Source organism: Roseivivax sp. CAU 1761 (assembly GCF_054482755.1).
On sequence record NZ_JBTLRM010000036.1, the window covers coordinates 1 to 21,912 of the forward strand.

At 64.9% G+C, this 21,912-nt stretch carries 16 protein-coding genes; 11 read left to right on the top strand and 5 right to left on the bottom strand.

What is annotated here, in order from left to right:
* Positions 1-434: 434 nt before the first annotated feature.
* From ACXYMW_RS16925 to ACXYMW_RS16965, 9 genes are all read left to right on the top strand, one after another.
* Positions 435-1,406, top strand: a complete 972-nt coding sequence (locus ACXYMW_RS16925) for a KpsF/GutQ family sugar-phosphate isomerase (RefSeq protein ID WP_459036512.1) — start codon at positions 435-437, stop codon at positions 1,404-1,406.
* A gap of 349 nt (positions 1,407-1,755) precedes the next feature.
* Positions 1,756-2,601: a 3-deoxy-8-phosphooctulonate synthase gene (gene kdsA / locus ACXYMW_RS16930; protein WP_459036513.1), complete on the top strand. Its 846-nt coding sequence runs from the start codon at positions 1,756-1,758 to the stop codon at positions 2,599-2,601.
* Between the two features lies 1 nt (position 2,602).
* Positions 2,603-5,776 (top strand): glycosyltransferase family 4 protein, encoded by a 3,174-nt coding sequence (locus tag ACXYMW_RS16935; RefSeq protein WP_459036514.1) that lies wholly within the window; start codon positions 2,603-2,605, stop codon positions 5,774-5,776.
* Positions 5,773-6,876: a glycosyltransferase gene (locus ACXYMW_RS16940; protein ID WP_459036515.1), complete on the top strand. Its 1,104-nt coding sequence runs from the start codon at positions 5,773-5,775 to the stop codon at positions 6,874-6,876. The genes ACXYMW_RS16935 and ACXYMW_RS16940 overlap by 4 nt, the downstream gene beginning before the upstream one ends.
* The gene (locus tag ACXYMW_RS16945) at positions 6,873-7,526 is read left to right on the top strand and encodes a class I SAM-dependent methyltransferase (RefSeq protein WP_459036516.1); all 654 of its coding nucleotides are present in this window, start codon (positions 6,873-6,875) and stop codon (positions 7,524-7,526) included. Before ACXYMW_RS16940 ends, ACXYMW_RS16945 begins: the two co-directional genes overlap by 4 nt.
* A gap of 124 nt (positions 7,527-7,650) precedes the next feature.
* Complete coding sequence (gmd, locus tag ACXYMW_RS16950) at positions 7,651-8,664, top strand: GDP-mannose 4,6-dehydratase (RefSeq protein ID WP_459036517.1); 1,014 nt, start codon at positions 7,651-7,653, stop codon at positions 8,662-8,664.
* 14 nt (positions 8,665-8,678) lie between these two features.
* On the top strand, positions 8,679-11,276 hold the full coding sequence (locus tag ACXYMW_RS16955; RefSeq protein ID WP_459036518.1) for a glycosyltransferase family 4 protein: 2,598 nt from the start codon (positions 8,679-8,681) through the stop codon (positions 11,274-11,276).
* Positions 11,277-11,448: 172 nt separating this feature from the next.
* Positions 11,449-12,387 (top strand): sulfotransferase family 2 domain-containing protein, encoded by a 939-nt coding sequence (locus ACXYMW_RS16960; protein ID WP_459036519.1) that lies wholly within the window; start codon positions 11,449-11,451, stop codon positions 12,385-12,387.
* A 58-nt stretch (positions 12,388-12,445) separates the two neighbouring features.
* Complete coding sequence (locus ACXYMW_RS16965) at positions 12,446-13,858, top strand: mannose-1-phosphate guanylyltransferase/mannose-6-phosphate isomerase (protein WP_459036520.1); 1,413 nt, start codon at positions 12,446-12,448, stop codon at positions 13,856-13,858.
* Between the two features lie 50 nt (positions 13,859-13,908).
* Here the strand turns inward: ACXYMW_RS16965 and ACXYMW_RS16970 are convergent, their stop codons facing one another.
* The 3 genes from ACXYMW_RS16970 to ACXYMW_RS16980 form a co-directional block, all read right to left on the bottom strand.
* Entirely contained in the window at positions 13,909-16,017 is a 2,109-nt protein-coding gene (locus tag ACXYMW_RS16970; RefSeq protein WP_459036521.1) for a DUF4214 domain-containing protein, read from the bottom strand.
* 308 nt (positions 16,018-16,325) lie between these two features.
* A complete protein-coding gene (locus ACXYMW_RS16975) occupies positions 16,326-17,048 on the bottom strand; it encodes a DUF4214 domain-containing protein (protein ID WP_459036538.1) in 723 nt (240 codons plus the stop codon).
* Positions 17,018-17,509 (bottom strand): M10 family metallopeptidase C-terminal domain-containing protein, encoded by a 492-nt coding sequence (locus ACXYMW_RS16980; protein WP_459036522.1) that lies wholly within the window; start codon positions 17,507-17,509, stop codon positions 17,018-17,020. Before ACXYMW_RS16980 ends, ACXYMW_RS16975 begins: the two co-directional genes overlap by 31 nt.
* Before the next feature lie 103 nt (positions 17,510-17,612).
* On the opposite strand from ACXYMW_RS16980, the gene ACXYMW_RS16985 reads away from it, so the two are divergent.
* Positions 17,613-18,269: a hypothetical protein gene (locus ACXYMW_RS16985; protein ID WP_459036523.1), complete on the top strand. Its 657-nt coding sequence runs from the start codon at positions 17,613-17,615 to the stop codon at positions 18,267-18,269.
* A gap of 446 nt (positions 18,270-18,715) precedes the next feature.
* Positions 18,716-19,654, top strand: a complete 939-nt coding sequence (locus ACXYMW_RS16990; protein WP_459036524.1) for a glycosyltransferase — start codon at positions 18,716-18,718, stop codon at positions 19,652-19,654.
* Between the two features lie 21 nt (positions 19,655-19,675).
* Here the strand turns inward: ACXYMW_RS16990 and ACXYMW_RS16995 are convergent, their stop codons facing one another.
* Positions 19,676-20,338, bottom strand: coding sequence for an ABC transporter ATP-binding protein (locus ACXYMW_RS16995; protein WP_459036525.1), 663 nt, complete (start codon positions 20,336-20,338; stop codon positions 19,676-19,678).
* Positions 20,339-20,343: 5 nt separating this feature from the next.
* Positions 20,344-21,663: a hypothetical protein gene (locus ACXYMW_RS17000; protein WP_459036526.1), complete on the bottom strand. Its 1,320-nt coding sequence runs from the start codon at positions 21,661-21,663 to the stop codon at positions 20,344-20,346.
* Positions 21,664-21,912 lie beyond the last annotated feature (249 nt).

Genomic DNA, 21,912 nt, shown 5'->3' on the forward strand with positions numbered 1-21,912 from the left:
CGCCTGCTTCTCAACCAACTCGATCAGCGCCATTCTGTCGTCGGTCATCGTCATCTCCGTATCGGTTCAAGGTCTCGCAACCCAAACCTTCACGAAGATCGACGATGGCCGCCAGCGTCACACTCGGCCGCGCGCTGCGCTACGCCGGGGGCTCCGCGCGCGACCTCCTACACCAAGCGGTGGGACACCACCCGCTCGTGTTTACGGGACCGGCAGCAGCCCATAGCCGAAACTCTCACCTTTAAACATACGCATCCGATCGAATTACGTCCTATGGCTGCAAGCAGCCTTTTCGCATATCTCGTGCGTTGTCATACATTGGTCGCTGGTATAGGAAACTTCGCGGACAGAGGCGGTCCAACGTGGACCATGGGACGAGGCACGAACCGACCTGGCCCGTTCCACGAAAGCAGTGATCCTACGGAGATAGCACGTTGAAGGACCTGACTACCGAGCTTTCGGCAATCACCGAGGCGGGCCGGAAGGTCCTGCGCGTTGAGTCGGAAGCCATCCTGAAGATGGCGGACCGCATGCCCGAGGATTTCGACGCGGTCGTCGAACTGATCCTGAACACCAGCGGCCGGGTCATCGTCTCCGGCGTGGGCAAGTCTGGCCATATCGGCCGGAAGATCTCAGCCACCTTCGCCTCGACCGGAACGCCGTCCTATTTCGTGCACGCCACCGAGGCGAGCCACGGCGATCTCGGCATGATCACCGAGCACGACATCTGCCTGCTGATTTCCAATAGCGGCGAGACCGCGGAACTGCGCGACATCGTCGCGCATACCCGCCGCTTCTCGGTACCGATGGTGGCCATCTCTTCACGCCCGGAGAGCACGCTGATGAAGGCGGCCGACTACCGTCTGGCGCTGCCCTCCGCGCCCGAGGCCTGCCCAATCGGCATGGCGCCGACCACCTCAACGACCCTGACGCTGGCTCTGGGGGATGCGTTGGCCGTCTCGTTGATGAAGCAGCGGGGCTTCAAGCCGAAGAACTTCAGCGTGTTCCACCCGGGCGGAAAGCTCGGTGCGCAGATGATGACTGTGGATCAGTTGATGCATGGTCCTGGGGAGTTGCCGCTGGTGGATGCAGCGGCCTCGATGAGCGAAACGCTCTTGGTGATGACCTCGAAGGGGTTCGGGATTGCCGGGGTGGTCCGCGCAGGCCAACTCGTCGGCGTTGTCTCCGACGGCGATCTACGCCGCAACATGGCGACGCTGATGACCCATCACGCTGGAGAGATCGCCAACCCCAATCCGATCATGGTACCCGGCGACATGCTAGCGGCAAGGGCCCTGGCGATGATGAACGAGCGCAAGATCTCGGCCTTGATGGTCGTTGATGCGCAGACCCGCCCTCTTGGTGTGCTGCATATCCATGACTGCCTGCGGGCAGGCGTCGCCTGAAGGTGGAATTGAAATGAGCACGACCGCCATCCTAGCTGCTTTGCCGAATTTAAAGCTGATCTTCGCCAAAGCGCTAGGAATGCCGGGCGGATCCCGAAGCTCATGGAGATCCTTCTCGGCGTGGGACCGGGATGACCGGTATCGGCCCATTTCCCCGCAGAATCACGTCGGTGGAAGGGGGCATCGCCGCCCGTGACTGTCCCGTTGGAGTTTCGATTGTTACGGGGGAGGGGCGTCGCGTCCCCGGCCGTTACCATTTCGGCGTCGGTACGTATCCCGCGAAAGACTTCGAGCTTTCGTCACGTAGCCGCCCTAGCGCCATGCAACATGCCGAGGACCTGGACAAGGTATGACTGAAACAAAAGAGGTCGACGTCGGGGGAATTCGGGTTGCTTCCAACCTCCCCTTCACCCTGATCACCGGCCCGTGCCAGTTGGAGAGCCTTGATCACAGCCGGATGATGGCCGAGCGGATCGCCGCCGCCTGCGCGCCAAGCGGTATCCGGTTCATTTTCAAGGGCAGCTACGACAAGGCAAACCGCTCTTCGTTGTCTACCCAGCGCGGCTTGGGCATCGACGAGGGGCTGTCGATCCTGTCGAAGATCCGCGACGAGTTTGGCTGTCCAGTGCTGACCGACATCCATGATGCGGCACAATGCGCGCGCGCAGCTGAAGCGGTGGACGTGCTACAGATTCCGGCCTTCCTGTGCCGCCAGACCGACCTGCTGCTGGCGGCCGGCGAGACGGGCGCCGCGCTCAACGTCAAGAAGGGCCAGTTCCTCGCGCCGTGGGACATGCAGAATGTTGCCGCCAAGATCGCCTCGACTGGCAACGAGCGCATCATGCTTTGCGACCGCGGTACGTCCTTTGGCTACAACACGTTGGTGTCGGATTTCCGCGGCCTGCCGATCATGGCCCGGTCCGGCTATCCGGTGATCTTCGACGCCACCCATTCGGTGCAACAGCCCGGCGGTCAGGGCACTACCTCAGGTGGACAGCGCGAATTTGCGCCGGTTCTCGCGCGCGCGGCCGTGGCCGTGGGCGTCGCCGGGCTGTTCATCGAGACCCACGAGGATCCTGAAAACGCGCCCTCGGACGGGCCGAACATGATCCCCGTGGACCGCATGGAAACGCTAATCACCCAATTGCAGACCCTGGACAGGGTCATCAAATCGTCCCCTCGCGAGGTGCTTTGAGATGGGCCGCATGCTTTCCAGATTCACCCCGATATCCAGCCAGGCGCGCATCGGCAGCCGCATTCCTACGGTTATCGCCGATTTTATGCGACCGTTCCCCGGGCAGACGCAGGCCAAGTCCGGCATGCAGAATGCCATCAGCAAAAACATCTTCAACTGGCTTTCCATAAGTCTGAGAAGGGCGTTCGATACAGAACCTAAGAATTTCGTATGGGATGACGGGGCGCAGGATAGCCTTCCCGTAAGAGCAGTCTACGAGACTCTGGATCTGGACCCGTCCACAGTAGGATGGGTGAAAAGTTACAACATGACGCCCCCCCCGGAGGCGATCGAGATCTTGCGCCCCTACTTCGAAGAAGCCTTCGTGGTAGGGTTTGAAGTTTCCCCGTTCCAGAAACGCATATTCGATATCCTAAAGGTTCCCTACGTTTCCCTCGCGATACACCCGCTTCGATTCATGCAGGACTACAAGTTCATGCTTGAAACGAACTACATCGATTCGAAGTCGCTGAAACCGCTCCATATGCCTAAGGACGACAAATATTTCTCGGCGCAGATGAAAGCGGCGGAAACTCTTAAGGGTTACACCTCCAAACTTGCAGATAATTCTGCTGTCCTGTTCGGGCAGGTCGACGTGGACGCGGCGCTGATCTCGGGAGATGGTCTTGTTTCACTGCAGGATTGTGCGGCGGCCATTGAGGAGTTCTGCGCCCGTTTCAAGTCCGTGTACTTCAAACCTCACCCCTATCTTCATGACAGCGCCGACCAGATACGTTTCTTGCGGCGCTTCCCTAATGTCTCGGTGATCAACGAAAACCCCTATGCATTGCTGGCCGATCCCAAAGTAAAAGGCGTGGGCGCGCTCACTTCGAGCATCCTGAGCGAGAGTCCGTATTTTGGAAAAGATCCTTTCCCGCTGGCGGAAACCTGGACGAACCGGGCAAGCGAGCCAGCCTATGGCATGGAAATCCTGTCTCCTCAATTCTGGAATACCCTGAAGGAGGGTGTTCCCTCCTTCGAGAAGTCCGGCGTCGCACATACGACCACTCTGAAGTCCCTTCTCAACATCTCTTGGGAAAATCACGGGCGAACTCAGGTGGCGGCGACCGGCCTAAAATTTCCCATCAACGAAACATTGCAGTTCGGCAGCGGGGGTGCGGCAGACAAGTTCTGTGTAGGCGGAGGCTGGTTCCCACCTGCGCCGGACCATCACTGGACCGGCCCGGACAACGCCTTTCTCTCATTCCGTCTTCCCGCAGGAAGAACAAAATCGGTGGATGTAACGCTCTCGCTATCCAGCATGGCGGCCCCGAACAAGCCCGTAACCCTTCAGATCCTTTGCGACAGGACCGTGCTGAAGGAACATATCTTCCAATCGACCCAGAAAGTAGATCTTCAGTTCGACATTCCCGCAGGGCTACAATCGCCCACTGGGGAGGTCTTGCTGGAACTTCGCTGTGATGCGGGCCACTCTCCTAAGGAGACAGTGCAAAGCGAGGACCGGCGCGCTTTGTCGCTCGCGCTATACGAGATGGCGGTGGCGGCCCCTGTCGCAGCCCAGATGATCTCCGTCGGAGATTGTATCAAGATCGAACCCGGCTGCTTCAACAAATCCTTCATGCCGTTCGGGTGGCACAAAGCGGAGACCATCGGAGTCTGGAGCGATGGGCGCAACTCCCGGCTCCGCATCATGATGGCTCATCAGACGAACGAAGACATTGAGTTGAGGCTCGGCAATGTCCGGGCCTACCTTTCGGAGATGCTGACAGCGAACACCCTGATCGTAAGGGCCGACGGTAAGGTTTTGAAGAAATACAGGTTTGAGCAAAACCGGCCCGGCGACCTACAGGTTGGGGGCGTAGACTTGACGATCCCCATTCCCCGATGGGCTCTCGACAACGAGCAGGAAACGGCGACTATAGACTTCGAGATGCTGGGCTGTCATTCGCCACAGACTGCGGGCATGTCTGCCGATGCCCGTGAGATCGGCTTCATGGTGGAAAGCTTTACCTTCGGTACCGCCATACAGAGCCTTGCAGCACTTCCCGACCGCCACATCTCGAACATTTTCGGGCCGTTCAACATTCATACTGGTCTCGCCGTCATGGCGAGGAACTGCCATCTCGCCCTTAGCGCCGCTCTATCCGAGAACGCAGAGTGGATTCGCCCACGGGCCATCAATTTCAACAACTCCATTCATCGGGAGGGTGATACGGAGTTCGTAGAACCCAGCGAATATGGGTCCAAAGTTAATATCTTCGTCGGGGATGTCACGCGGATCGAAAGGATCGTGAAGTCAAACGGATCCGACATAATCAACAATCACTACAACATCTGCTATGGGGCTTGGGAGTTGGAAACCATGCCCACTTACTTGGCAGACACGAGGCGGATCGACGAATACTGGGGTCTCTCCAACTTCATTGCCGAAGCCGCACGGAAAAGAATGGATGTTCCCGTGCATGCCTTCCCCATACCCGTTGAACTTCATTACCCAGATATGCTCACGCCTAGAAGCAGGTTCGGAATTCCGGAAGACAACTTCGCCTTCCTGTTCACCTTCAGCGTGGACTCGACAATGGCGCGAAAAAACCCCGAAGCGGTACTGAGGGCCTTCCAGATAGCGTTCCCGGATCGCGGCAAACCGGTTTCTATGGTGTTCAAGAGTATGATCCGGCAGGCCTCCCGGGAAAACCGGGACGCTTTTGAACGGTTCAAGGTTAAGGCGCGTCTCGATCCCCGGGTCGTGATCATTGAGGAAACGCTGTCGGATGACGAGAATGCCTCGCTCTATATGCGTTGCGACGCCTATGTCTCGCTGCACAGGGCAGAAGGCTTCGGGCTGACCATGGCCGAAGCCATGGGATACGGCAAGCCGACGATCGGCACCGGATACTCCGGAAATCTGGACTTCATGAATGACGAGAATTCCTGTCTTGTCCGGTTCGATCGGGTGCTGATGTCTCCGGATGCGTATCACCAACAGGAAACCATATGGGCGGAACCAGATGCACGAGATGCTGCCCGTCATATGCGACGGGTGCATGAGGACATCGTGTTTAGGGAAAAGATCGCCAGACAGGGCAAGCGTACGATTCAGGAGCAGTTCTCACGACAGGCGGTCGGGAGAAAACTTCTGCAGCGCATTCAGGAAATCCGCGGAGGTCTCCAGTGAACGGCATCAACGTGATCGGTATGCCCTTTGGGATGCATGGCTTAGGGCTGGAACTCCAGGACAAGGTTGCAGCTATGCGGGCCACCGGGATTCCGGTCTGCGTCATTGAGCAGAACTACAGTTCTATAAGACGGGAAATGCGCAACCCTATAATCGATGAACTTGTGGTCGAAAGGCCAAAATATGATACGAACCTCTTCTGTCACAATCTACCGGCCATTAATTTGATTAAGAAACAGGCCCCCGAGCTGTTCACCGGTCGATACAATATCGGCGCCCCGTATTGGGAGTTCCCCGAACTCCCGGACGCTCATCAAGCAGGCTTGTCCGCCTTGGACGAGATATGGGTCTCGAACATGTTCCTGAAAAACTGCTTTGCGGCGCATACCGATCGTCCTGTGGTGCAGATGCCCCTGCACCAAGAAACTGCGGTCCCACAGCCCGCGGCTGGGGATCGGAACACGCCGTTCACATTCGGATACATATTCGACTTTAATTCTATGGCGGCGCGCAAAGACCCCAATGCCTTGATCCTCGCCTTCCTAGAATGCTTTAGTCACAGGCCGAAAGAGAACGTTCGTCTTATTATAAAGTACAGCGTTGAAGCCTCGCATCTCGTTAGAAATATGGATGTTGACGACTTCCTTTATCTCGCTTCTCTAGATAAGCGCATAGAATTAGTCGATGCGGCGTTATCACAGGAGGAAATGAAGGCACTTCTATCGAGCTTCGATGCCTACGTATCTCCTCACAGGGCCGAAGGCCTAGGCCGCGGAATCATTGAAGCGATGATACATGGTAAGGCCATCGCCGCGACCCGTTACTCTGGTCCGACCGAGTTCCTCCTTCCAGAATTCGCCGTACCGATTGATTACTATCTCACGCATGTGGGGGATGCAGCGCTGGGAGATATCAAGAGCCATTTTACTTGGGCCGAGGTTCGCATAGATTCTCTGATTACCGCCCTCGACCAGCTTGCGCAGGATCCCGAACAAGCCGCGGCGAAAGGCCGAAATGCCGCAGATTTCATTTCCCGCCATCACGGCCCCGAACGGCATGGACAGGCATGCCGCGACGAACTTAATAGGATCGCCGCATGACCAGTTCGAGCCACGATCTCTCGCTACGCTCCGGCGAACGACAGTTCGCTGCGAGCCTGGATGAAATCAGGGGCGACCATCGCCGCAGGTACGAGTTCGGAATCAGTCGGCTCTCGGCCCCCGGGTTCGGCTTGGACCTGTTCTGTGGCAATGGCTACGGCAGCTACATGGCGGCGGCTCGGAATCTTAGCCTGCTCGCCATCGACGCGTCCAGCGAAGCCATCGCCCTGGCGTCCGAGGCCTATGCATGCCCCGGCGTGTTCTACAGTTGCAAGACATGGCCCTTCGAACTGCCCGAGGCGTGTTTCGACTTCGCCTTCTGCTTCGAGAGCGTCGAACATGTAGAAGATGGTCCGGAACTTGTTCGGGCAGTCGGCAGGTCGCTGAAACCTGGTGGACATCTTTTCCTGTCCACACCGAACGAGGAATTGATGCCATTCCGTCCGGCGCAGCACAAGTTCCATACCCGCCACTACACCCTCGAGCAAACCTTCGATCTGGTCCGGCAGGCCGGCATGAGCATCGAGACCTGGGGCGGACAGACCGTCTACGACATCCGGGAAGATGGCACGCATCTGCTGACGAACCCCGACGCAGAAATCCGGCCGGAAACGCCGGGCCAATTCATCATCCTTCATTCCCGAAAATGAGAGTGCACCGCCTCCGGGACGACCTCCCCGGGGTGGGGAAGCTTCAGATTGAAGTCCCGCAGGCCGCTCACTATGAGGTAGCGGACACGGAGACTTCGCTAAGTTCGTCGAGCAGAGGACCAAAATGAAAACTGCATTCATCACCGGCATCACCGGCCAAGACGGCGCCTATCTGGCCAAGCTTCTGCTCGAGAAGGGCTACGAGGTTCATGGCGGCGTGCGGCGGATCTCTCATCCCGAGACCACCCGGCTCGACATCCTCGGCATCACCGACAAGGTGCGTCTACACGAGTTCGACCTCTCCGAGCAGAACAACATCTTCCGCGTGATCCGCGACGTCGCGATGGACGAGTTCTACAACCTCGCCGCCCAGAGCTTCGTCGGCACCTCTTGGGACCTGCCGATCTACACCGCCGATGTCGACGGCATGGGCGTGATCCGTATCCTCGACACGCTGCGCACGCTGCGCCCCGACTGCCGCTTCTACCAGGCCTCGACCTCCGAGATGTTCGGCCTCGTGCAGGAGGTGCCGCAGCGCGAGACCACCCCGCTCTACCCGCGTTCGCCCTACGGCGTGGCCAAGGTCTATGGCCACTACATCACCATGAACTACCGCGAGAGTTTCGGGATGCATGCCTCCTCGGGCATCCTGTTCAATCACGAGAGCCCGCTGCGCGGCAAGGAATTCGTCACCCGCAAGATCACGCTGGGCCTTGCCAAGCTCGCGCATGGCGGCACCGAGGCGATCCAACTCGGCAACATGGATGCCAAGCGTGACTGGGGTTTCGCCGGCGACTATGTCGAGGGCATGTGGCGCATGCTGCAGCAGGATGAGGCCGACGACTACGTTCTGGCCACCGGCGTCACCACCACGATCCGCGACTTCGTCACCTACGCCGCCGGCGTGCTGGGCATGGAGCTGATCTGGGAAGGCGAAGGCGTGAACGAGACCGCGACCGACCACAAGACCGGCAAGCGGATCGTCGAGATCAACGAGAAATTCTTCCGCCCGGCCGAGGTCGACCTGCTGATCGGCGACGCCTCCAAGGCGCGCGAGAAGCTCGGCTGGGAGCCCAAGGTCGACCTGCGCGGGCTGGCCGAGATGATGGCCAAGTCCGACTACGACGCTCTCACCTGAGCCGGGAAAGCCTGATGAGCGCCGCCGGCATCCCCCTGACCCGCAAGCTCCGCTCGGCCGCCCGCCGGGCGATCAAGGGCCCATTCGATTACAACAGCCATCAGTATCGCGGTGCCTTCCGCGGCAATGTGGACGGGCTGTCCGACGAGGGGGTGATTCGCGGCTGGGTGATCCACCGCGAGAGCAGGAAGGGGCGGGTGCCGGTGGCGCTCTATGCCGGCGAGACGCTGCTCGACGCCGGCATCGCCGACGCGATCCGCGAGGATGTGCGCGCCGTGACCGGCGGCGACGCGGCCTGCGGCTTCCAGTTCGGCCTGTCGGATGCGCTCTACCAGAAGGCCGCCGCCGCCGGCGGCCGGATCAGCGTCCGAACCGAGGGGGCCGGCGCGGTCGAGCTGGGCAGTCTCGATCTGCAGGCCGACGACACCAATCCGGGCGTCGGCGCGGACATCGTGACGCGTTGCCGCTTCGCGCTGAAATCAGAACTGGCGACCTTGCTGGAGCAACTGGAGGAGACCCCGCCCGGCGAGGCGCGGCTGCCGCCGGTCGTCCAGCCCGCCCTTGAGCGGCACGCCACGATGTTCACTACGGAGCGGCTGATCCCCGACATTCCCGAGAGCGGTCAGCCGGCCTATCTCGACTTCACGCGCTACCGCATGCGGTTGGACGCGCAGTTCACGGTGGAGAAGGGCCTCGATAACGCCGACCGCTTCCTCTACTGGTATCTGACCGCCTATCGGGCTCAAGACAAGCGCCGCACCCCGATCTCAGCCGAGCAGATCGATTATCTGAACGCGCCGCTGCTCATGGGCGGGCAAAGCCATGCGCTGAGCCGCATCATGTGGTGGCGGCTGGCGAACCGCCGTGACCTGATGGCCAAGCTCGACCTCAGCGACCGCGACAATTTTCTGGACATGGTGTTCTGGTGGGTCAATCAGGATGTCGTGCATCTGCGTCTGGAGGACTGTCTTGTCCCCGACCGCTATGCCGATGCGTTGCGCGCGGTCCCGTTCGACAGGCGGCTCGAGGCCTTCCCCCTGAGCTATTTCACGGATCGCTATTACCGGGACAATCCCAAGCTGCATTTCCTAGACCCCGGCACCGCCGAGGGACGCAAGACGCTGATACTGATCATCCTGTTGCAGGCGGTCAGCCGGCCCGATCTGTTGCGCTATGTCCCCCGCGCACAGATCAGAGCGCTGCTCGCGCCGAACCCGGACAACCCGAATGGCAGCTCGGATCTCGAAGACTTCGCCAATCGTCTGCTCAAGGTGCAGTTGGAATCCGAGACCCCCGAGGAAGAGGCCGCCCCCCCCGTCGAACTGACGCTGTCGCGCGACCGCTACGCCCGCCTGCTGCGGGGTGCGTCCTTCGATCTCGACAGCTATTCCTTCCTAACCCGCGACTCCCGTGGGCACCGCTACGAGGCCGCTTCCCTGGCGATCCCCGACCCGGATCGCGAGAAGGTCGACGTGCAGCTGATCGGCCCGCTGGCCAAGGCCTCAGGGCTGGGCCAGGCGACCCGCCTTTCGGCCGCGATCCTACGCGAGACCGAACTCAGCGTCCGCGGCGTCGATTTTGACCTCGACAACCCCGCCCCTGAGGGCTTCAGCTCGGAGACGCTGATCGAGGATTACGGCCCGGCCAAGATCAACCTGATCCACCTCAACGCCGAGTCCACGCCACTGGCCTTCGCCTACCAGCCCGACGTGTTCTCGGGCGCCTACAACATCGGCTACTTCTTCTGGGAACTCGACAAGCCGGCCTATTGCCACTACCTCGGAATGGAGCTTCTTGACGAGATCTGGGTCTCGACCGAATACGGCGTCGAGATCTACAAGCCCGATGCCAAGGGCAAGCCGGTGGTCAATGTCGGCATGTGCTACGAGGAGCATCCTGACATCGCCCACGCGGCCGCGCGCGGCTTCGTCAATCGCCGCTTCCGATTCGATGACAGCCACTTTGTCTGCCTCGTCGCCTTCGACAGCTTCTCCTTCGTGCAGCGCAAGAACCCGGTCTCGGTGCTCACGGCGTTCCAGAAGGCCTTCGAGGGCGTGCCGAACGCGCGGCTGGTGGTGAAGACGCAGAACCGCGACAGCGTGTTCGACCCGGTGCAAGTCGATCTGTGGAACCGGATCGACGCGATCATCTCAAACGACCCGCGCATCGTGCTGATGAACGAGACGCTGAACTACCGCGAGCTCTTGCAGCTCAAGGCCGGCGCGGACTGCTACATCTCGCTGCACAGGTCCGAGGGCTGGGGCTTCGGCATGATCGAGGCGATGGCGCTGAAGGTGCCAGTAGTCTGCACCGCCTATTCGGGCAACATGGATTTCTGCTCGGAGGAGACCACTTGGCTGGTCGACTCCCGGAAGGTGGAATTGCGCCCCGGCGACTACATCTTCGTGCGTCCCGGCTCGGCCTGGGGCGATCCCTCGATCGAGGACGCCGCGCGTCAGCTGCGCGCCGCCTTCGACGACCCCAAGGCCCGCGCGGCCAAGGTTGAGGCGGCCTATGCCCATATCCGGCAGAACTTTTCCGCCCCCGCGATCGCCAGGCGCTACGAAGACCGGCTGCGCGAGATCATGGACCGACTGGACGAGAAGAGCTGAGATGGTGCGGCACCTTTTCGCAGGACCGGCGTCATGACCCTCCCGGGCGCCATCCCCCCTTTCATGGCGAGCCGGCCCACATGCCTGGACACGCGCGGATCGCACCGCGGTGACTTCGTCGTCGCGGTGCGATCCGCAGCCACGACCATCTACAGAAAGGGGGCATGATCCGATGAGCGTTCCCCACTCCGAGGTCGCAGAAGCGTTCAGGTTCTTCCTGAGGCGCCCTCCCAATCCCGATACACCGCCAAGCTTCGACACGACCGTCAAGATGCATGATGTCATCATGGGTTCGGACGAGTTCCGGCAGTCGCCGCGTGCCCTCAAGACACCTTTGGGCTGGCCGCTCAACCAAGTCTTCGTGAGCCACCCGGCTAAGGTTGTCTACTGTCCGATCGGCAAGAACGCCTGCACCTTCATGAAGCGGCAGATGGTCCGGGTCTCTGGGCTGCCCGACATCGACTATATCCTGCCGCATATCCATCTTCTCACCGACCACGTGCGGACCGGCGCTCAGCTCTCCGACTACGAGGAGCAGGAGGCGCGGCGGGTGATCGCGGACCCCTCCTATCTGAAGTTCGCGATCCTGCGCGATCCCGCCGAGCGGCTGCTCAGCGCCTATGTCGAGAAATTCGTGCTTAACAGGCTCGACGAGGGCAACCAGCACCATACCCGAAGGGTGGTGTGGGCCGTGCAAGCCGCGCTTGGCCTGGATGCTCCCGACTTCGACCGCGGCATCAGCTTCCGCGACTTCGTGACCACGATCACCTCCCAAGATCCTCGGCAACTCGATCCGCACTGGCGCCCCCAGCATCTCTATCTCGAAGGAATCGACTGGGACCGTTTCTATCCCGTGACCCGGATCAATGAGGCTATCGACATGCTCGAAGCCCGGAGCGGCCTCCAGCTTGCCCGTCAGCCGGAGAACACGACGGGCAGCGGCCGGGGAGAGTTCCAGGCCGGCGCAGCCGATCTCCTGCCAGCCGAGATCATCGCCGGGCCGAAGCTGTCCAAAGCGTCTTATTTCGACGACGATCTCGTGCAGCGCGTCTCGACCTACTACGCGACCGACCGGGAATTGTTCGAATCCGGCCCCGGCATGAAATCCTGAATTGGTTCGATCATGTCATTTGCCACCGGGCAGTCGACGACAGGAAGGAAACTAGAAGATGATCACCCCCGTCCTGCTCTGCGGCGGCTCCGGCACCCGCCTGTGGCCGCTCTCGCGCAAGAGCTACCCCAAGCAGTTCGCCGAGATCCTCGGCGAGGACAGCCTGTTCCAGGCCTCGGCGCGGCGCTTCGCCGGGGAGGGCTTCGCCGATCCGCTCGTGATCACCGGCGACGCCTTTCGCTTCATCGTGCGCGAGCAGCTCGACGATGTCGGCGTGACGCCGTCGGGCATCCTGATCGAGCCCGAGGGCCGCAACACCGCGCCCGCGGCGATCGCCGCCGCGCTCTGCGCCGCGCGGCGCGACCCCGAGGCGCTGATCCTGCTGGTGCCCTCCGACCACGCCGTGGCCGACCCGGACGCCTTCCGCGCCGCGGTGCGCGCGGGCGCGATGGCCGCGCGCGAGGGCCGGATCATTACCTTCGGCATCGCGCCCTTGCGGCCCGAGACCGGCTATGGCTGGCTCGAGGCGGGCGCGCTCACCCATGAAGGCGTGCGCGAGCTCACCCGCTTCATCGAGAAGCCCGACGCCGACCGCGCCGCCGAGTTGTTCGCGGACACGCGCTACCTGTGGAACGCCGGCGTGTTCCTCGCCTCGGCCGAGACCCTGATCGCCGCCTTCCGCGAACACGCGCCAGAGGTGTTCCAGACCGTCTCAGCCGCGCTCGAGGCCGGGCGCGAGGATCTGGACTTCACCCGCATCGACCCCGACCTCTGGGCCCGCGTGCCCGAGGACTCGATCGACTACGCGGTGATGGAAAAGGCCCGAAACGTCAGCGTCGTGCGCTTCGACGACCACTGGTCGGACCTCGGCAGCTGGGAGTCGGTTTGGCAGGAATCGCCGCGCGACGAGGCCGGCAACGCCATCTCTGAGAACGCCACCGCCTTCGACTGCGAGAATTCGCTGCTGCGCTCCGAGAGCGGCGAGGTCGAGCTGGTCGGCATCGGGCTCAAGAACGTCGTCGCCGTGGCGATGCGCGACGCGGTGATGGTCGCCGACATGTCGGACAGCCAGAACGTCAAGGCGGCGGTGCAGGCGCTCAAGGCGCGCGGCGCCAAGCAGGCGACGCAGCTGCCGGTCGACTACCGGCCCTGGGGCTGGTTCGAGACGCTGGTGCTCGCCGATCGCTTCCAGGTCAAGCGCATCCACGTCCATCCCGGCGCGGCGCTGAGCCTGCAGAGCCACGTGCACCGCTCCGAGCACTGGATCGTGGTGCAGGGCACCGCCAAGGTCACGATCGACGACGAGGTCAAGCTCGTGACCGAGAACGAGTCCGTCTACATCCCGCTCGGCGCCGTGCACCGGATGGAGAACCCCGGCAAGGTGCCGATGGTGCTGATCGAGGTGCAGACCGGCTCCTATCTCGGCGAGGACGACATCGTCCGCTACGAGGACGTCTACGCCCGCAGCTGAGCGGGGGCGAAGCCGGCGCGGGCCCCGTAGCGGGCCGCGCCGGGCCGGGGTCAGGCGATCTCGATCGACTGCGCGTCCAGCATCGACGGCGCCGTGTCGCGCAGCCGGATCGTCACCCCCTGCGCCTCGTAGAGCAGATCGTCGCCCGCCTGCCGGAAGGCGGCGCGCGCCGCCTCCGCCGAGGCGTGGCCGAAGCCCTCGAGCCGGATAGTGTCCCAGGCCTCGAAGTCGAGCACCTCGTTCACGCCCGCCTGCCCCGCCGAGAAGGCGAAGACGTCGGCCCCGGCGCCACCGGCCAGCCGGTTGTCGCCCGCTCCGCCCGAGAGCCAGTCATCGGTGCCGCCGGCGCGCACGAAGTCCTCGATCGCCGCCTCGGTGGTCCGGACATATTCGCGGGAGTTAGCGAAGCCGTTCAGCACCTCTGCCCGACTGCTGCCGGTCTCCAGCCGCTCGACCCAGTCCGCCCGTCCTGCAGCGTCGGCCTCGCGGCCCAGCACGTTGCGGTAGAGCAGATCGACGAAGCCGCCCTCATCGGGCGCGCCGAAACGTAGGGAGAATTCGCGGCTGCCGGCGAATCCCGCGGCAGCTTCCTGGCCACTCATTCCATCGGCGAGACGGGTGCACCAGTCGCGCAGCCCCTCCATGTCGGGCTCGCGACCAAGCGCTGCCCCGTAGAGCCGGTATACCTCGTCGGTCCAACCCGACTCGGAATAACGCACGGCGAAGGCCTCGGCGGCAGCCCCGGTCTTTGCGCGGTGCTCGGCGCTGTCGGAGAAGCCCAGCACGATATCGGCCCGGCTGGTCCCCGCCGCCAGGCGGCCGACCCAGTCGGCCTTGCCGTTGGCGTCCGAGCCGCGGTCCAATACGTTATTGTAGAGCATCTCGACGAAGGCGCCGTTCGACAGTGCACCGTAGTTCTGGCGGAACTCGGCCGAGTTGGTAAAGCCGGACACGATTTGACCGATCCCGGCCTCGCCCTCGAAGATCCGCCCGGCCCAGTCGCGCAGGCCCCCGGCATCAGGGTCGCGGTCGAGCGTAGCCCGGTAGAGCCGGAACACCCGCGCCGCGAGATCCGGCGCAAGCTCGGGCATAAAGCCGTCGCCGAGAAGCAGGTCGTTTCCATTCGCGGCCAGTAGCCGGTCGGCACCGCCCCGGCCGATCAACACCTGGTCCTGTCCCGAACTGCCGCGCAGTACGTCGTCCTCGGTGGTGCCGACCACCCGCCGCGACGCCAATGTGGTTGCATCCCCCGCGAAGCCGTCGAGCTTGCGGTTCTCGGCGCCCATCACGACCTCGTAGCGCGCCGTGCCGATCAGGCCGCCGCCCGAGAAGCTGACGGTCCAGTGCCCGTCGGGCAGCTCCATCTGGTAGCCGCCCGAGCTCCAGCTGGTGGTGCTGAAACGGCCGCCCGCGCCGGTGGCGGTGACCGTGACGCCGCCCAGCCCCTCGCCCCGATCGTAGTGGCCGTCGCCATCGGCGTCGCGGATCACCACGCCCAGAAGCTGCGCCTCGGCGTCGCGCCGGTTGCCGAAATTCTGCGTCACCACCCAAGGCCCGACCGCTTGCCCGCCCGGCGCTGCGAGCACGCCAATCCCGGCCTCGGTGACCGCCGCGTCGAGGATGCTGTTGCGGTGACCGGCCGGATCCTGCATGCCGTCGCCGCGCGACTTCCAATCCGAGCGCAGATTGCCCGAGGCGTCGAAATCCTCGTCGTCCTGCCCCCAGTCGATCACGAAGCCCGCATGGCCGTGCAGCGGCGACTGGGTGTAGGAATAGACGTTCTCGCGCACCGCGGTCCAGTTGTCGTAGCCCTGCGCCTCTACCCGGCCGCTCAGCCGCGGCTCGAGCCAGTTTCCGGAGCCGTCGCGCACCCGGTGCGATTGGGTGTCGTGCTCGATCAGCAGGCGCGAATGCCCGTCCGCCGCGCGGGCCAGCGCGTCGTTCCAGGCCAGCGGCGCCACCGCGGCACGGCCGGCCATGTCGGCGCGGAACGCCGCCAGATCGGTGCCGAAATAGCGTATCGCGTTCAGCATCGCGCTGTCCGTCCCGGCAAGGCGGCTCAACTCGGCCGCCATGCCGCCCGGATCGATGCGGCTGCGGTTGATCAGGTCGAGCATCTCCAGCTCGAACGCGGTGGGCGGATGGGAAGATGGGGGCATGGCTGCTCTCTGCTCGGCCCGTGCTCGGGCTCTCGAATGGCGTCGTCATACGTGGTGAGACGCTCGTGAGACGATGATCATGTCATCCGTGAGGCCGACATGGCCGCGCAGGACCACCTCGACCCCGCGGTCGGAAAACATCAGGTCCCCTTCCCGAAGGTCGTCCGGGCCCGGACCTGCTGCGGCCCAATATAGCCGAAGCCTTCAAAGCTGAAGCAACACAGGCTTCCGGGTCGGCGATTTCATGCCGCCCCGCATCTTTGTGAGGGAACACGAAAACATCGGACCCGATTCCGCCCATCAGCAGGTTATGGTCGCCGCTGCCGTCGAGCCGGTCGTCCGCGCATCCAGTCCTCGAGCCGCCCGGCGCTGTTGCGGATGAATTCGGGGCTCTGCGAAAAGCCCAGCACCACCGCCTCGCGGCTCCAGCCGCCGGCCAGCCGCCCGGTCCAGTCAGCATAACCCGCCGCGTCCGGGGCGCGCCCCAGCACGTTCTCGTAGAGCAGCGCCTCGAAATCCCGATCCGACAGGGGGCCGTAGGTCTGCTGGAACTCGCGGCTCTGGACGAAGCCCCAGACCACCCGTTCAAGGTCGAAGCGCTGCGTGAGCCGACCGCTCCAGTCGATCAGGCCCGCTAGGTCGGGCAGCCGGCCCAGCGTCGAGAGATAGAGCCGGAACCCCTCGTCGCTCATCTGGGCCTGCACCCCGGCCCGGGAGAAGCGCAATGCATCGATCTCGGCCAGAGCGATCATCTCCGCGCTTTCGGAAAAGCCGATCAGCACCTGCTCGCGGCTGCGGGCGCCGCTGCCGATCAGCCCGGTCCAATCGGCAAAGCCGCCCGGATCGGGCCTCCGGTCCAGCACGTTGGCATAGAGCAGGGTGGCGAACTCCCCCGTATCCGTCTCGCCGTAGCGCTGCGCGAACTCGCGCGAGCGGGTAAAACCCGAGGCGATGCCCTTGAGATTGCGTTGTCCGGCGAGCAGCTGCCCGGCCCAGTCCATCAGTCCCGGCAGGTCGGGCTCGCGCCCCAGCGCCGCCTAGTGGAGCCGGAACACCCGCCCCGAGGCGGCGTCGAACTCCGGGTCCACGGGCTCGCCCAGCAGCCGGTCGTCGCCGCCCCGCCCCTCGAGGAAATCCGGCCCCCGCCCGGCCGGCGCGCGATCTCCAGCGCATCAACCGGGTAGATCCGGCCCCAGCCCGACAGGTCGATCCGGTCGGTGCCGATCTCGAAATTGGTGATCCGGTCGCTCTGCCCGTCGCGCAGGAAGACGTAGACATCCGCCCCCGCCCTGCCGGTCAGCACGTCGCGCCCCGGCCCGTCGATCAGCACGTCCTCGCCGCCGCCGCCCGAAAGCGCGTCGTCCCCCGCCCCGCCATGCAACTGGTCGCGCCCCGCCCCGCCCGAGACCCGGTCGTCGCCCCGCCCCAGCGCCAGCGTCCGGCCGATCGGCCCGAGATCGACCCTGAGCCGGGTCAGGCCGATCCCGGCCACGGTGTCGGCCTCGCCCCCGACGAAGAGGTCGATCCCCGCACCGCCGCGCCCCAGCGCCAGCGCCGCCCAGATGCATCCGCCTGTCGTCGGCGATGCTGTCGAGATGCAGCAGCCGCCCGCCCGGCAGCAGCGTCATCAGGCTGAGACCGTCGTCATGGCCGCCCGCCACCAGATAGGCCTGCCCGTCGATCTCGATCGCCTCCAGCACCGAGATCCCGGCAAAGCGGGTCGCGCGGTCGTCGTCGAAATGGTCGACCATCCGCAGCCCGGCCCCCGGCACGTGGCGCAGCACCGCCAGGGAGGAGCTGCCGGGCGCGGCGGCCTGCAGGTAGTCCGTGCCCGCCACGCGCAGCGTCTCGAGATCGGTCGGACGGTGCAGGTAGATCCCCTCATGCGGCCCCAGCCGACGCACCGGGCCGAGATCGCCCCCCGGCGAGAGCAGGCCATGCGCCAGCATGTCGCTGCCCGACAGGATCGCCACCATGCGCAGCCCGCCGGCCTCCGGCAAAATGGCAACGTCGAAGATCTTGCCCGGCGCGGCCGGGCCGAGATCCGCCGAGACCGGCCGGAGCACGCCGCCCTCGCGGGCCCAGACCGTCAGCCCGGCCACCTGCCTCGACGCGGTCACAAAGAGGTCGCCCGCCACCGCCAGCGCGGTGAGGGCCTGCGCCGGCCCGCCCTCGAGCCGCAGCCCGCCGCGGCCAGACAGGTCCTCCCCGCGCGGGCGGAAATACTCGAGATCGCCGCCATGGCGCCCTAGCACCAGCAGCGCCGGCTGGCCGCCCATTGGCACCTGCAAGAGCCCACGCGGCGCCGAGAGGCCGTCGGCGCGGGCATAGTCGCTCGGCGCCAACAGCCGCAGCTCGCCGTCGCGCGACAGCAGCCCGCCGCCCTCGCCCACGTCGCTGTAGAGCCGGCCCGCGCCCTCCCCGAGCAGCCAGAGCAGGTCCGACAGCCCGGCCATGTGGCTGACCGGCCCGTCGGCGCGCGATCGGACGAACGCGATCTCCAGCACTCCCCCTCCGCCCTTGCGCCCGCCGCCCGCCGCCCGCCGGCGGACCCCCGGGTTGAGTCTTCACGGTTAAAACTTAACGAAAGGCTGCAAGACCCGGCCCGACCACGACCGGAAGCGCGCGACCGGTTTGCGCTCGGCGCCGTTTCGCGGGAACAGTGCCCGCAGCCTCAACCTCGAAGATCGGCCCGCCGTTGACCGTCACAGACCCCACCCCGTCGCGGATCACCATCCTGCTCGCCAGCTACAACGGCGCGCGCCACCTGCCCGCGCAGCTGGAGTCGTTTCTCGGGCAGAGCCACGACGCCTGGGACCTATGGGTGAGCGATGACGGCTCGACCGACGCGACGCGCGAGATCGTCGCCAACTTCGCCCAAGCCCAGGCCGGCCGGCACGATGTGCGGCTGGTCGAGGGCCCGCGCCGCGGCCCGGCGGCGAACTTCCTGTCGCTGCTCGCCCATCCCGGGCTGCCTTCGGGCCCGGTCGCGCTGTCGGACCAGGACGACGTCTGGCGGCCCGAAAAACTTGCCCGCGCGCTGACCGGCCTCGCGCGTGGCGGGCCGGTCACGCTCTACGGCGCGCAGAGCGTCTACACCGACGAGGATCTGCGCCCGATTGGCCGCACCCGCCCGCCGCGTATCCCACCCTGCTTCGCCAACGCGCTGGCGCAGAACGTGGTGAGCGGCCACAGCAGCGTGCTCAGCCCCGGCGCGCTCGATCTGGTGCGCCGCTCCGGCGTGACGGCGGGCCCCGAACATCACGACTGGTGGCTCTATCTGCTGGTCGCCGGCGCAGGCGGCGCGGTGGTGGTCGACCCCGAGGAGGTCGCGCTCTACCGCCAGCATGGCGGCAACCAGATGGGCGCGCATCGGGGCCTGCGCGCCTCGCTGGCGCGGGCGCGGCTGGTGATGCGGCGCGACTTCGCCGACTGGGTCGGGGCCAATCTCGACGCGCTGGCGCGGGTCGAGAGGCTACTGACGGACGAGAACCGCGCCATCCTCGACCGAGTCAGGGACGCCCGGACCCGGCACGGCCCGCTGCGGGCGCTGGCGCTGGCGCGGGCCGGCGTGCACCGCCAGAGCCGGCTGACCACCGCCAGCCTCTACCTCGCGGCCGGTCTCGGCCGGTTCTGAAATGTTTCGCAGCGAAAGGCTTCAGGCGCCGCGCTGCATGTTGTGCTCGTGGCGTTTGATGCCCTCGTCGACATCGTCGAAATAGAGCAACTTGCCGTTCTCCAGCACCGCGGCCGCGTCGCACAGTTCGCGGATCTGGCCCATCGAGTGCGACACCACCACCGCGCCCGCGGTTTTCATCCGCTCCTTGAACAGCCGGTCGCTGCGCGCCTTGAAGGCCTGGTCGCCCACGGCGGTGATCTCATCGACGAGGTAGGTGTCGAAGGCCACGCCCATCGACACGCCGAAGGCCAGCCGCGAGCGCATACCCGAGGAATAGGTCTTGAGCGGCAGCTGGAAATGCACCCCCAACTCGGCGAACTCGCGCACGAACTCGATCAGCTCGTCGGTGTCGACGCCGTAGATCCGGCCGATGAAGCGGCAGTTCTGCGCCCCCGACAGCTCCGGGTGGAACGAGCCCGCAAAGCCCACCGGCCACGAGATCGTGCCAGTCGAGACGATCCGCCCCGAGGTCGGCTGGGTGGTGCCGGCGATCATCTTCAGCAGGGTCGACTTGCCGGCGCCGTTGCGGCCCAAGAGCGCCACCGACCGCCCGGTGGGGAAGGTGAGGTTGACGTCCTCGGCCACCACTTTGCGCTTCCCCTCGAGCGAGAAAATCTTGGTCATGTGCTCGAAGCGGATCATGGCGCTCAGCGGCGGTCCTTGACCGAGTAAATCACCAGCACCGCCACCGACCAGACTAGGAACAGGAACAGCGAGACCAGCGCCAGCAGTGTCAGCCGGCGCGGATACTCGGCGGTCTCGGCCCGGGTCGGTTCCATGTAGGCGGCGAGGTAGCGGGTCTTGCGCCGCGCCTCGGCGCGGGCGCTGTCATAGGCGGCGCGGGCCGAGACATAGGCCTGCTCGGCGAATTCGCGGTCGACCACCAGCCGCTCGTACTCGCCGACGAGATCGGCGAAGATCGTGCCCTCGCGCTCGTTGCCCTCGAAGCCTAGCTTGCGCCGCTCCGCCGCGATCCGCTCCTCGATTACCGCCAGCCGGCGCCGCGCCTGCGCGAGCCGCGGGTCGCTCTCCGGCACGGTCTCGCGCAACAGGTCGATCTCGATCAGCGTCTCGGCCTGCTGCGCCTCGAGTGTGCTGAGCACGCCGCTCTGGCTCCTTAGGTCGATCTCGGGGTCGACGATCTGGTTCTGGTTGCGGAACAACGTCAGCGCCTCGCGCGCCTCGCGCACCTGCTCGACGCTCTCGTCCAGCTCCTCGCGGGCGTAGCGGATCGCGTCCTCGCGGGCGATGTCGCTGAGCTGGTTGATCATCTCAGCGCTCTCATCGAACAGGGTCTGCGCGACCAACGTGGCGTCCTCGGGCGTGAAGGCGCGCACCTCAACCTCGATCAGCCCAGTGCTCGAACTGTAGGAGATGCGCACCATGTCCTTCCAATAGGCCAGGAGCTTCTCGATCGAGGCGTCGGGCTCGATCGAGAAGACCGGGTCGTAATCGGGCTTCGACCAGATCGCGTGCAGGTCGATCTGGTCGTCGATATCGGCCACCAGCCGCTGGCTCTGGATGTATTCGTAGAGGATGTCGGTGTCCGTCGAGCTCGAGCCCGAGAGGCTGGTCAGCCCGCCCAAGAGCTCGGCCGCCGGGTTCGATTCCTCGCGCCGCACCGAGAAGCCGGTGCGCGAAGCGTATTGATCGGCCGCCACGGCCCACAGATAGGTGCCGACCCCGGCCGAGGGCAGCGCCACGCAGGCGAGGAAACTCAGCCCCACCAGCACGTGCCGCCAGCGCCGGAAGGCGGGGCGGACCGGCTTGCTCAGCCGCTCGTTCACGCCCCCCGGCTTGGCGGCGGGCGGCTGCCCCGGTGCCTGGCCCGGCGGTTTCGGCGGCTGGGCCAGGGGTTTCGGCGCCGGCTGGCCCGGCTTGGCGGCGGGCCCCGGATTGGGCTTGGGGCCGGGGGCGGCGGGCTTGTCCGCCGGGGCGGGGCGGCTGGGCTGCGGCTGCGCCGTCATCGCGGTTTGCTCCTGTCCCTGCGGCGGCTGCGGGCGTTCCGACACCGCCGCCAGCTTCGGCGCGGGCGACGGCGACTGGCCGGCCGGCTGCGCCCTGGAGGCCGGCTCCGGCGGGGTTTGTTTCGCCGGGTCGCTCACCGCGGCCTCCGGGGTTTTTGTGGCCTTCGGGCGATGTTAATACAACCCAAAGTCCCTGACCACCAGAGCACGGAGCCCGGCCCGGACATGTCTTCCCTGCCCCTCGCCCGG

Coding starts and splice junctions, on each gene's coding strand:
- ACXYMW_RS16935 (WP_459036514.1), top strand. CDS start 2,603: ATGGGCCGCATGCTTTCCAGATTCACCCCGATATCCAGCCAGGCGCGC.
- ACXYMW_RS17000 (WP_459036526.1), bottom strand. CDS start 21,663: ATGACGGCGCAGCCGCAGCCCAGCCGCCCCGCCCCGGCGGACAAGCCC.
- ACXYMW_RS16965 (WP_459036520.1), top strand. CDS start 12,446: ATGATCACCCCCGTCCTGCTCTGCGGCGGCTCCGGCACCCGCCTGTGG.
- gmd (WP_459036517.1), top strand. CDS start 7,651: ATGAAAACTGCATTCATCACCGGCATCACCGGCCAAGACGGCGCCTAT.
- ACXYMW_RS16960 (WP_459036519.1), top strand. CDS start 11,449: ATGAGCGTTCCCCACTCCGAGGTCGCAGAAGCGTTCAGGTTCTTCCTG.
- ACXYMW_RS16970 (WP_459036521.1), bottom strand. CDS start 16,017: ATGCCCCCATCTTCCCATCCGCCCACCGCGTTCGAGCTGGAGATGCTC.
- ACXYMW_RS16945 (WP_459036516.1), top strand. CDS start 6,873: ATGACCAGTTCGAGCCACGATCTCTCGCTACGCTCCGGCGAACGACAG.
- kdsA (WP_459036513.1), top strand. CDS start 1,756: ATGACTGAAACAAAAGAGGTCGACGTCGGGGGAATTCGGGTTGCTTCC.
- ACXYMW_RS16985 (WP_459036523.1), top strand. CDS start 17,613: ATGCAGCAGCCGCCCGCCCGGCAGCAGCGTCATCAGGCTGAGACCGTC.
- ACXYMW_RS16955 (WP_459036518.1), top strand. CDS start 8,679: ATGAGCGCCGCCGGCATCCCCCTGACCCGCAAGCTCCGCTCGGCCGCC.
- ACXYMW_RS16995 (WP_459036525.1), bottom strand. CDS start 20,338: ATGATCCGCTTCGAGCACATGACCAAGATTTTCTCGCTCGAGGGGAAG.